Annotated in this window: 11 protein-coding genes and 1 pseudogene; all 12 read right to left on the reverse strand. The window is 67.1% G+C overall.

Annotation, left to right across the window (positions count from 1 at the left end; all coding sequences use genetic code 11):
- Nucleotides 1-3: 3 nt before the first annotated feature.
- Nucleotides 4-765, reverse strand: a complete 762-nt coding sequence (locus tag GOAMR_RS10050) for an enoyl-CoA hydratase/isomerase family protein (protein ID WP_005186552.1) — start codon at nucleotides 763-765, stop codon at nucleotides 4-6.
- A complete protein-coding gene (locus GOAMR_RS10055) occupies nucleotides 762-1,736 on the reverse strand; it encodes an alpha/beta hydrolase (protein ID WP_005186554.1) in 975 nt (324 codons plus the stop codon). Before GOAMR_RS10055 ends, GOAMR_RS10050 begins: the two co-directional genes overlap by 4 nt.
- The gene (locus GOAMR_RS10060; protein ID WP_005186557.1) at nucleotides 1,733-3,112 is read right to left on the reverse strand and encodes a flavin-containing monooxygenase; all 1,380 of its coding nucleotides are present in this window, start codon (nucleotides 3,110-3,112) and stop codon (nucleotides 1,733-1,735) included. The genes GOAMR_RS10055 and GOAMR_RS10060 overlap by 4 nt, the downstream gene beginning before the upstream one ends.
- A gap of 203 nt (nucleotides 3,113-3,315) precedes the next feature.
- Nucleotides 3,316-4,173, reverse strand: a complete 858-nt coding sequence (locus GOAMR_RS10065; protein ID WP_005186559.1) for an LLM class F420-dependent oxidoreductase — start codon at nucleotides 4,171-4,173, stop codon at nucleotides 3,316-3,318.
- Between the two features lie 202 nt (nucleotides 4,174-4,375).
- Entirely contained in the window at nucleotides 4,376-5,416 is a 1,041-nt protein-coding gene (locus GOAMR_RS10070) for a hypothetical protein (protein ID WP_005186562.1), read from the reverse strand.
- A complete protein-coding gene (locus GOAMR_RS10075) occupies nucleotides 5,416-6,144 on the reverse strand; it encodes a class I SAM-dependent methyltransferase (RefSeq protein ID WP_005186564.1) in 729 nt (242 codons plus the stop codon). Before GOAMR_RS10075 ends, GOAMR_RS10070 begins: the two co-directional genes overlap by 1 nt.
- Entirely contained in the window at nucleotides 6,138-7,397 is a 1,260-nt protein-coding gene (locus tag GOAMR_RS10080; RefSeq protein WP_005186567.1) for a glycosyltransferase family 4 protein, read from the reverse strand. The genes GOAMR_RS10075 and GOAMR_RS10080 overlap by 7 nt, the downstream gene beginning before the upstream one ends.
- Nucleotides 7,398-7,619: 222 nt before the next feature.
- The gene (locus GOAMR_RS10085; protein ID WP_005186570.1) at nucleotides 7,620-8,159 is read right to left on the reverse strand and encodes a DUF3558 domain-containing protein; all 540 of its coding nucleotides are present in this window, start codon (nucleotides 8,157-8,159) and stop codon (nucleotides 7,620-7,622) included.
- Nucleotides 8,156-9,052, reverse strand: a complete 897-nt coding sequence (locus GOAMR_RS10090) for a DUF3558 family protein (protein ID WP_005186571.1) — start codon at nucleotides 9,050-9,052, stop codon at nucleotides 8,156-8,158. The genes GOAMR_RS10085 and GOAMR_RS10090 overlap by 4 nt, the downstream gene beginning before the upstream one ends.
- 323 nt (nucleotides 9,053-9,375) lie before the next feature.
- A complete protein-coding gene (locus GOAMR_RS10095; protein ID WP_005186575.1) occupies nucleotides 9,376-10,038 on the reverse strand; it encodes a TetR/AcrR family transcriptional regulator in 663 nt (220 codons plus the stop codon).
- Complete coding sequence (locus tag GOAMR_RS10100; RefSeq protein WP_005186577.1) at nucleotides 10,035-10,673, reverse strand: nitroreductase family protein; 639 nt, start codon at nucleotides 10,671-10,673, stop codon at nucleotides 10,035-10,037. Before GOAMR_RS10100 ends, GOAMR_RS10095 begins: the two co-directional genes overlap by 4 nt.
- Nucleotides 10,674-10,797: 124 nt before the next feature.
- Nucleotides 10,798-11,223, reverse strand: a pseudogene (locus GOAMR_RS10105) (succinate--CoA ligase subunit alpha); the annotation flags it as partial.

Consider the following 11,223-nt stretch of genomic DNA (forward strand, 5'->3'; position numbering starts at 1 on the left):
AGGTCAGCCCTTTCTGCCCGCGTACTCGGCGAGCGCGTCGGCGTTGTCGCCCGCACCCATCAGCCGGGTGAACAGCTCCCCTTCACGGACTTTCGCCTCCCGCATCTGCTGCCGATTCGGTTCGACCATGGTGTGTTTGACAGCCATGAGCGAGGTGAGCGAGCGCGACGCAAGCAGTTCGGCGCGGCGAGTGGCCTCGGCGAGCAACTCGTCCGGTTCGCACACCTCGAACACCAGGCCCATCTGCCGGGCCTCGGCCGCGGAGATCCATTCCGAACTCATCAGCACCCACGCCGCGTTCTGCCTGCCGATGAGCGTGGGCAGCAGATACGACGACGACGCCTCCGGCGGCACGCCGAGACTGCTGAACGGACACTTGAGCCGCGCCGTGGACGACATGAATGCGAGATCGGCGAAGCCCAGGATCGTGGTGCCGATGCCCACCCCGACACCGTTGACCGCGCAGATCAGCGGTTTGGGAAAGTCGATGAGCGCGTCGATGAGACCGCTGAAACCGTACTCACCGGGCGTGAACGAGTCGGGATCGGTTGCCCGGACGGTGAATTCGTTCAGGTCGACGCCCGCGCTGAAGGCCCGGCCGGCACCGGTGATGAGCACCACCGACACCTCCGGATCGGCTGCGGCATCGAGCAGTGCGACCGTCACCGCGTCGCACATCGCCTCGTTGAAGGCGTTCAGGCTCTCGGGCCGATTGAAGGTGAGGGTCCGGACCTTCGCGTGGTCGGTGATCGTGACCGGGGTCATTGCGCCGCCCTCTCAGGTTTCGTCAGATGCCTTGTCAGGAAGTCGATCTCGTGTTGCACGGTGGCCTCGTGCCAGTCGTTGCCGGCGAAGACGTCGAAGTGGTCGCACGGGTAGTGCCGGACCTCGGCGCGCGCGGTGAACGCCACCTTGGCCGCGGCCTCCGGCGGTGCGCCGGAATCGAAGTCGGCGATCTGAAACAGCACCGGCGCGTCGATGTCGCCGACCTCCTTGCCCACCTTGAACGAACCGATCTCCATGCCGATGGCGGCGTCGATCTCGTTGCGCCAGGTGGGTCCGGCGATGGCCCGGTACCTTTCGAAGAAGCCGGGCGCGCTCAGCGCCGCGTCGGTGTCACCGGGATAGCCGACGACCCGCATCATCATGGGCGACCGGCCGATCTTGGCCGCCACGGTGCTGCCGATGGCGGCCACCGCCGACCGCGCCATCCCGGCACCGCTCACGTGGCTGCGGGCGTGGTTGCCGGCAGCGATCCCGTTGACCAGCGGCACCACCGCGATCACGGCGGCGATGTCCCCGCGGCGCGGGGCCGCCTTGAGCACCAGGCCGGCGCCGAGCGATACCCCCCACAGGATGATGCGCCGGGGGTCGACACCCGGTAGGGTGGCCGCCGCATCGATCGCCGAGGTGTAGTCGACGGCCTGACCGGCCATCGACACCCGTTGGCGGGGAGCACCTTCCGAACGGCCGAAGCCACGGTAGTCGAAGACGAACACCGCCAGGCCCGCATCGGCGAAACGCTGCGCGAACGGCGCGAGACCCGAATCCTTGGTACCGGCAAAGCCGTGCGCCATCACCACCACGGGCCGTCTGCCGCCGACGTCGAACGGCGACCGCTTCGCCCCCTCGAAGTACCAGGCATCGCATTCGGTTCCGGCGGAATCGAAACGCAGGGAAACCGCCCCGCGCGGCACCGCGCTCTGCGTCGTGGCTCCGGTCATCGTGCCGCTCATGCCTGCTCCCCCGCCATCTCCGGTTCGGCGGCCACATGCGCCCACGTCGGTGGCCCCATGGTGCGTGCCCGTTCATAACCGGCGGGCAGTTCCTTGGTGCGCATCTTGTGCTCGTACAGGAAGTAGTCGAGCTGCTGGGTGTGCCGGGCCGACTTCTGCATGTGGCCGCGGTCGTGCGCGTCGTCGGCGGCGATGTCGGCGCGCATCTCGTCGACCGGCGGCAGGGCGTACTTGCCCACCGCGTAGGCGCCGATCAGCCGCGCCTGGCATTCGACGAACGGGAACAGCGTGGGGGTGGCCTGCGCGAATCCGTGGAAGATCAGGTCGTCGATACCGGGGTAGAACATCCGCTTGTACAGGTCGATCTTGTTGTCCGGGGCGCTGATGAAGTCCGGATCGAAGAAGGGGAAGGTGATGTTGTAGCCGGTGGCGTAGATGATGATGTCGAAGTCGGCCTGCGTGCCGTCCTCGAAATGCACTGTGTCGCCGTCCAGCCGGGTGACATTGGGTTTGGGGATCACATCGCCGGCACCGAGCCGGAACGGCAGTTCCACCGATTGGGTGGGATGTGCCTCGAAGAACTTGTGATTGGGCTTGGGCAGGCCGAAGTCCTCGGGCCGGCCCACCATCGGGATCATCGTCTGCAGCACCTTGCGCTGCCAGGCCAGAGGGATGTGCGGGAAGGTGCGGTACAGCTTGTCGGCGGGCACGCTGCCGTAGTACTTGGGCACGATCCACGCCCCCGACCGCGTCGACAGGGTGAGGGTGTTTCCCAGCGCCTTCGACGACAATTCGACCGCGATATCGGCGGCACTGTTGCCCAGACCCACCACGAGGATGCGTTTGTCGAAGAATTCGTACGGGGTGCGCGGATCGATGTAGCTGTGCACATGCATCTCGATGCCGTTGAATTCGCCAGGGAAGTCGGGCATCCGGGGATCCCAGTGGTGCCCGTTGGCCACCACCAGCAGGTCGAACCGCCTGGTCTCGCCGCGCTGGGTGGTCAGCTCCCACCCGCCGTCCGGCAGTCGTTCAGCGTGCACCACACCGTTGCGGAATTCGATGTTCTCCAGCAGCCCGAATGCCTCGGCATACGAATCGAGGTAGGCCTTGATCTGGGTGTGATGCGGGAAGTCCGGATATTCGTCGGGCATCGGGAAATCCCGGAACGACAGCCGGTATTTGGAGGTGTCGATGTGCAGCGAACGGTAGGCGCTGCTGTGCCCGTTGGGATTGCCGAACGCCCAGTTGCCGCCGATGCGGTCGGACGATTCGAAGCAGACGTACGGGACCCCGTAGTCCTTGAGTTGTTTCGCGGACGTCAGCCCGCTGATTCCGGCCCCGATGATCGCGACCGTGGGTAGGTCTCGCGCCACACCCGTGCCCTTCTCCTAGACAGATTCACAAAGTTGTCTACATCACGTAATCGCCCAGCCCGGATGACCCGCGGCCGTCGCGCGCCACATCCATCGTTACGTGATGCCGGCCCTCACCTGCGACCCGGGATAGAACCGCCCCACCGGGCTTCATCGGTGTCGATATCCGTCGATGCCGGTGCACGGGGCGGTTCTTGTCCGTGTCAGACGACCGCGGGGGCGATGCCGAGCTTTCCGGCGAGCTTGGCCAGGTAGGCGCTCGCCTTCTCCACCGAATCATCGGGCAGGCCGTAAAGGACTGTGGTGACGCCGATCTCGCGCCAGCGTTCCAGTTTCTCGGGGTCCGGACGGAAGTCGAGGACGACGATCTGCGGGTCACCCTCGCGGCCGGCCTCGGCCCAGGTCTTCTTGAGCAGTTCCACCGAACCCTCGATGTCGGCCTCGCCGGGAGTGGTGATCCAGCCGTCGGCGCTGCGGGCGATCCACTTGAAGTTCTTCTCGTTGCCGGCGGCTCCGACGAGGGTGGGGATCAGGCCCTGCGGCGGCTTGGGCCAGGCCCAGCTGGTACCGAAATCGACGAATTCGCCGTGGTATTCGGCTTCTTCGTCGGTCCACAGCGCACGCATCGCCTCCAGGTACTCGCGCAGCATGGTGCGACGGCGGCCCGGCGGCACGTTGTGATCGCCGAGCTCGTCCAGGTTCCAGCCGAAGCCGACACCGAGGGTCACCCGGCCACCGGAGATGTGATCCAGCGTCGCAAGGGTTTTGGCGAGCGTGATGGGGTCGGACTGCACGGGCAGCGCCACCGCGGTGGCCAGCCGGATCCGCTCGGTGACCGCGGCCGCCGCGGCGAGGGTGGTCCACGGATCGAGGGTGCGCATGTACCGGTCGTCGGGCAGCGACGAGTCACCGGTCTGCGGGTGCGCGGCGTCACGGCGCGTCGGGATGTGCCCGTGCTCCGGTACGTAGTACGAGGCGAATCCCGCCTCCTCGATCAGCGGTGCCAGGATGTGTGGCTTCAGCCCACGGTCACTGGTGAACTGTACGATCCCGAACTCCATCAAAAGCCTCCTGGACAGGTGTCTAGTTGGTAGAACTGTAACACGTTCTACTGCCTCCGCCCAGAGGGTAGCCATGACAGAACCGGCCGATGCCAAAGCAACAACCTGTTTGGCCGCACGGTGAGATCGGGCGGAGCGACCCGTTCTGGAGCGACGACACGCGAGCGAGGCACGAGCCCCGCGTGTCGGAGTGAAGAACGGGCTAAGCGGAGCCCGACCTCACCGCAGATCCAACAGAGTCCCGGAAGATGCCGTTGGCGGCGCTGGTCCGGGAGATGGCGTCGGCGGCGAGGACGACCGCCGCCGACGTCCAGCACGATTTCTCGACCGGCCAGCGTTTACCGTCGGAGAACACCAGACCTGTCCAGTAGGAACCGTCCGGGTCGCGCAGGTGCTGAATGGATTCGACGAGTGTGATCGCGTCGGCGGTGTCGCCGAGGGCGTCGAGGGCCAGCGCGAGTTCGCTGGTCTCGGCGCCGGTCACCCACGGCCGGTGATGTACGCAGCGCGCGCCTTTGCCGGGTACGACGAACTCGTCCCAGCGGTCGGCGATGTGCCGCTGCGCCCGTTCTCCGCGCAGTGCGCCGCCGAGGACCGGGTAGTACCAGTCCATCGAGTGTTCCGACGGCGGCTCGAAGGCGGTGTCCATCCGGTCGTCGAAGGCGGCGGCGAGCGCCGCGTGCGCTGCGACGAAGTCCTCTTCGGGCTGACCCATCTCGGCGGCGATGCGAATGGCGCAGTCCAGAGCCTGAAAGATGCTGGCGTTGCCGGTGATCTGGGCCTCGTTGAACTTGGCGCCCGACGCGTCGCCACCCCAGCGGAAGGCGCCGTCGGGCCTCTGGAACGTCAGCACCAGTTCCATCGCCGACCACACCACCGGCCACATCCGGTTCAGAAACCTTGTGTCGCCGGTGATCTGGTAGTGATGCCAGACGCCGACGGCGATGTAGGCACAGAAGTTGCTGTCGATGTTCGGATCTTCGATCCGGCCACGGACGGTGCGGATGGGCCATGATCCGTCGGCGCGCTGATGCCTGCGCGACCAGTCGTAGGCCGCTTCGGCTTCGGCGTGAAATCCGGTCACCGACAACGCCATCGCCGATTCGATGTGATCCCACGGGTCGGTCTGGCCGCCGGGGAACCAGGGTAACGCGCCGGAGTCCTCCTGCATGCCGACGATCGCCGCGCCGGTGGCGAGGACCTGTTGCGAGGTGAGGACTCCCGCGATCGCGGGGATCGCCATCAGGCCGCTTCGGCCGCGCCGGGCTTACGCAGGTACAGCGCCACCGACTTGCCGATCACCGGGTTGAGCAATTGCTCACCCTTGCGGGTCAGCGCGGGTGCGCTCATCATGTCCCACACGAGCAGCTTGTGGTAGGCCTTGACCAGTGGGTTGCCGTCATTCTCCACGCCCACAGCGCATTTGAGCCACCAGTACGGCGAGTGCAGGGCATGTGCGTGGTCGGTGCCGGTGACCTCCAGGCCCGCCTCCTCCAGTTTCCCGGCGAGCTCGGATGCCTTGTAGATCCGCACGTGCCCGCCCTCGACCTCGTGGTACGGCGTGGACAGCGCCCAGCACACCTTTTCCGGCCAGTACCGCGGAACCGTCACCGCGGCAAGGCCTCCGGGCTTGAGAACGCGCACCATCTCGGCGATGGCGGCGTCGTCTGACGGGATGTGCTCGAGGATCTCGGACATGAGCACCACGTCGAAGCTGTTGTCCGCGTACGGAAGATGCAGCGCGTCACCCACCTCGGCGCGCGCCTTGGCCGACGCCGGCACCTGCCCCTCGGCCATCATCGCGTCGAACATGCCGCCCACGTCGGTCATGTCGGATTCGCTCATGTCGAAGGCGATGACGTCGGCACCACGCCGGAACATCTCGTACGAATGCCGGCCCTGACCCGCCCCGATATCGATGGCCTTGGTGCCCGCACCGACGCCCAGCCGGTCGAAATCCACTGTCAGCACTCGTCTGTCTCCTTCACTCCGGCCGCCCGCAGCACCGTCTCGTAGTGTGCGGCGGTCTTGGCGGCCACGGCCGCCCAACTATAGAACTCCTCGACGCGGGCACGCCCGGCCGCGCCGACCTTCTCCCGCGCCTGCGCGTCGTCGAGCAGGCGCCCGATCTCCTGCGCCAGCTTCTCCGAATCACGCGGCGGCACAAGTACACCCGCATCCCCCACGACCTCGGGGATGGCACCGGTCCGGGTGGCCACGAGCGGCGTGGAGCAACTCATCGCCTCCACCGCCGGCAACGAGAAACCCTCGTAGAGCGACGGCACGCACGCCACGTCTGCGGACGCCATCAGTTCGGCGAGTTCGGCGTCCTCGATACCGGAGACGACGCTTACCCGGTCCCGGATGGCCAGTTCGTCGATCAGCTTGGCCGACGGCCCGTCGGGGTCGAGTTTGGACACCAGCGTCAGCGACACCTCGCGTTCGGCGCCGAGTTTGGCCACCGCCTCCAGCAGGTACGACACGCCTTTGAGCGGGGCGTCGGCGCTGGCCACGCACACGATCCGGCCGGGAATCCGGCGCGGGGCGGCGTCGGCGGTGAACACCTCGGTGTCGACGCCGAGCGGGATGGTGGTGATCCGGCCCTTGTCGATGTCGAAGGCCTTGCGGATGTCCACCTCGCTGCTGCGCGAGACGGTGAGGAGTTCGGGGATGCGGCGGGCGACGCGCCCCTGCATCGCCAGGAACGAATGCCATCGCCACGCGCTGATCTTCTTGAGTCCCTTGGCCGCCTTCACGGCGAGTGTCCGGTCGCGGGTGATCGGATGGTGGATGGTGGCGATCAGCGGGAAGCCCGCGCGCTGGATGCCGAGCAGGCCGTAGCCGAGGCACTGGTTGTCGTGGACGACGTCGAAGTCGGCGCGGCGGGACTTGAGCAGCCGGGCCGCGCGCAGGCTGAAGGTGAGTGGTTCGGCGAACGCCGCCGTCCACATCAACGCAACCTCGACGACGTCGATCCAGTCGCGGTATTCCTTGGGCCGGGGCGTGCGGAACAGGTTGGGCTCGTCGTAGAGGCCGAGGCTGGGCACCTTGGTGACGGTGACGCCGGCGTCGATGGCGGACTGATCGAGTTCGGGGTACGGGGCGCCCGAGAAGATCTCCACCTGATGCCCGAGCAAGGCCAGTTCGCGGCTCAAGTGCCGGACGTAGACACCCTGTCCGCCGCAGTGCGGCTTGCTCCGGTATGACAGCAGAGCCACTCGCATCGGTGAGCCACCTTTCGCCGTTCTTTCTGGACACCTGTCTGGAACGTGTTCTAGTTAGCGGGAACTGTACCAGTCCCCGGACAGAACGGCGTCCCGCGTGCTAGTAAGCCGGGTTCGGTTGGCCGGCATTGTCTGGACGACTGAGAGAGCCGGGCGACGAAGGAGCCCGCGCGAACGAAGGAGGAAGACGATGCCAATGGGCCAACCGCAACCCGGCCCATATTACTGCCCGCCGCTCAGCACCAGTTCCATGAGTTTGGTGGGGACGGCGCACGGATCGGCGGGGGTTCCGTCTCTCGGCTCGGTCCACCAGGTGAACACGCCCCGGCTCGGCGCCCGCGCGGTGACACCACATTTGCCCGGGTCCTTCGGGTCGCGCTGGGTGAACCCGGTCTGGCTGGCGATCTTGACGTTCTCGGTGGTGTAGCCGAACTTCTTGGCGATCTGTTTCTCGGAGTTGAGGCTGCCCGATTCGTACCACGCGAAGGTGACCGATGTGGTGCTCGCACCGGTGACGATCCACCGGCAGATCGCACCGACGAAGGTGCCCTGCGCCGAACTGCCGCCGACCACTTTCACGATCGTCGCGTCGGACAGGATGTTGCATTCGAGCAGCAGATTGTCGTAGCGGTCGGTGTCGACGGTGCTGTCGCCGCCGGTGTCGCCCTGGCCGGTGGCCACGGGCGTGCCGTCGACGGTGCAGCCTGCCAGCAGGAGCAGCGCCGCGGCCAGGGCCGTGAGCGTGTACAGGATCCGCTTCATGATGCCCGCTCGATCACCAGTCGGGACAGTTGCCGGGCCGCGTCGCAGACAGTGTCGACCGGCGGCAGTGTCGCGGCGGTGGACCCGCGCTCGGAGGCACTCACCGACCATTCGAAGAAGTCGGCGCCGAAGCCGATGCCGATCTCGCAGATGCCCTGCGTCTGGTCGTAGCCGATGAAGCCTTTGTGGCCGTTGATGTCGATGTTCTTGGCGTTGGCGCGGGACAGCTTGACGTTGGCCTCTTCACGTCCGATCGGGGATCCCCGGTACCAGTTGAACGAGGCGACCTTGCCGGTGCGGTCGACGCTGGCGTCCCATTCGCAGGCCGAGGTGTTGTTGACCGTGAGTGTCAGGCCGGCGAATCCGGTAATGCGGCTGACCTCGTCGACGGTGACACCCCCGCACGCGCCGAAGAAGGGTCCGGGGGCCGCCTTCGCGGTGGTCTCCTTGTTGCCCTTGCTGCCCGAGTCGTCGTCTCCGGAACATCCGGCGAGCACAAGCGCGACCAGCGCGACGGCCACCATCAGGAAGCTTGATCGCATCCGTAGTTTGTCGAGGTCGCGGCGTTCTCGTTTGGTGGGTCTGCCGGTGCCGCGATCACGTTGCGGGATGCTCGCGACGATCTCGCGTGGCGGCGGTGGCGGGCTGTTGTCGATATAGCATTCGGTTGCCATCGGCGCCGACACCCGTTTGCTGATCAGCCTGGTGACCTCGACGACGCGTTCGCGGCCACCGAGCCGCACCCGCACCTCGTCCCCCACCGACACCGTCGTCGCCGGTTTGGCGGTCACGGAGTTGACCCGTACATGACCCGCCCGGCAGGCGGCGCCCGCTGCCGAACGGGTCTTGGTGAGACGGATCGCCCAGATCCAGCTGTCGACGCGTGTCGTCATCCGACTCCTCTGTCCCAGACGGCTAACGGCATCCACTGTAGCGACAACCCGCGACGATAACGCGCGTCGGACAACGCCCTGAACACAGCACGCCCTGAGCACAGCGCGCCCCAGACACAGCGCGCCCCAGACACGACGGTGCCCTCGCGCCACGGGGGATTCGCGCGAGGGCACCGAGCTGAGGACGGCAGCACGTCGGGGAGACTGCGGGAACGGGGGATTTCCCGCGCTGCCGTCATCCGGTGTATCGACGGACCCCGCAACGGATGTTACACACTTTCCGAAAATTTTTCCGGAGTCGTTGCGCATGCGATATGCGCTGGTCAGCGGGCTTCTTCGGCGGGGGCGAGCAGGGCCGCCCACGCCATCGACGCCAGCAGCCCGCGTAACCGGGCACGCGGGTAGTCGGGCAGGCGGGGCGAGGAGTTGAGCAACCCGAACACCGCGTGGACCCGCACCCGCGCCTGCCCGCGTTCACGCCACGGCGCCCCATCCTGTCCGTCCCCGTCCGGACCGTCGACCCGCACCAGGACGTCCACCCAGCGCTCGACGTAGCGCCGCTGCAGCGAACGCACCTCGTGGTTGGCGGCCGGGCTGAGCGAGGACAGGTCGCGGTCCTGCACCGAGATCAGGTCGGGTTTGGTGACCAGCACGTCGATGTGGAACCTGATCAGGGCGCGCAGCGTGGCGGCCGGGTCGGCCGCCGCTCCCCCGTCCGTCTCGACGACCTGTGCACCGCCGTCATGCAGCCTGCGGCTGATGTCGACGAGCAACTCGTCGAGCAGCTCCGATTTGGAGGAGAAATGCCGGTACATGCCGGGGCCGCTGATACCGACAGCCGCCCCGATGTCCTCGAGCCGGACCGCGGCGAATCCCCGCTCGGCCATCTGCCGGGCCGCCGCCTCCAACAGTTCGGCCCGCCGCGCGGCCTTGGCCTGGTCGCGGCGGGTCGGGCGCCGGGCGGCCGGCTCCGGTGCGCCGGTCACCAGCCGTCGATGTGCAGGATGTCGTCGAGCGGCTTGCGCGGTGCGGGCTTGAAGGTCTCGCCGGTGTAGTAGGCGACCGGGAGCAGCACTCCTTGGGCGATGGTGTCCGGGATGCCGAGGATCGCGGCGACCTCGCGCTCGTACCCCAGGTGGAGCGTCGTCCACGCGGACCCCACGCCGCGGGCCCGCAGCGCCAGTTGCAGACTCCAGGCACCGGGCAGTACCGATCCCCAGATACCGGCCTGATTGCCCTCGGGCAGACCTGCCTTGCCCACGAAGATCGCACCGATCACCAGCGCCGGCACCTCGTGCAGCACCTCGGCGAGGTAGCTCGCGCTGGAGGCGACCCGTTTGCCGATCTCGTCGCCACGCTTTTCCGCCGCGGCGTTCTGCACCTCGATGTACGGCTCGAAGGCCTTGCGGTACAGGTCGGCGATCTGCCGCTTCTTCTCTGGATCGGTGACGATGATCCAGTGCCAGGTCTGGCTGTTGCTGCCGGTGGGTGCCTGCAGGGCGACCTCGAGTGCCTCCTTGATGATCTCGATCGGCACCGGACGGGTGAGATCGAGACGTTTGCGCACCGACCGGGTGGTGGTCAGCAGTTCATCCGGGTTCAACGGCAGTAGCTCGGACATGTAATCCCTTTCGTTGTGGCCCCCCGGTGCTCGCAGCCGACGGTAACAGCCGGACCCGGCCACCGAAACGAGCGGTGACCGGGTCCGGAACTGTTGTACTACCGGCCTGTGCGGGCGGGTGTTGTCAGAGCGCCTCGAACAGCTCGCGAGCCAGGCGTGCGGTCTCGCTCGGCGTCTTGCCGACCTTGACCCCGGCAGCCTCGAGGGCTTCCTTCTTGGCCGCGGCGGTGCCGGAGCTGCCCGACACGATGGCGCCCGCGTGGCCCATCGTCTTGCCCTCCGGCGCGGTGAAGCCCGCGACGTAGCCGACGACCGGCTTGGTGACGTTGGCCTGGATGTAGTCGGCCGCGCGCTCCTCTGCGTCGCCGCCGATCTCGCCGATCATGACGATCAGCTTGGTCTCGGGGTCCTTCTCGAAGGCCTCGATGGCGTCGATGTGGGTGGTGCCGATGACCGGGTCGCCGCCGATGCCGATGGCGGTGGAGAAGCCGAGGTCACGCAGTTCGTACATCATCTGGTAGGTCAGGGTGCCCGACTTGGACACCAGGCC

Source organism: Gordonia amarae NBRC 15530, assembly GCF_000241345.1.
GTDB lineage: Bacteria > Actinomycetota > Actinomycetes > Mycobacteriales > Mycobacteriaceae > Gordonia > Gordonia amarae.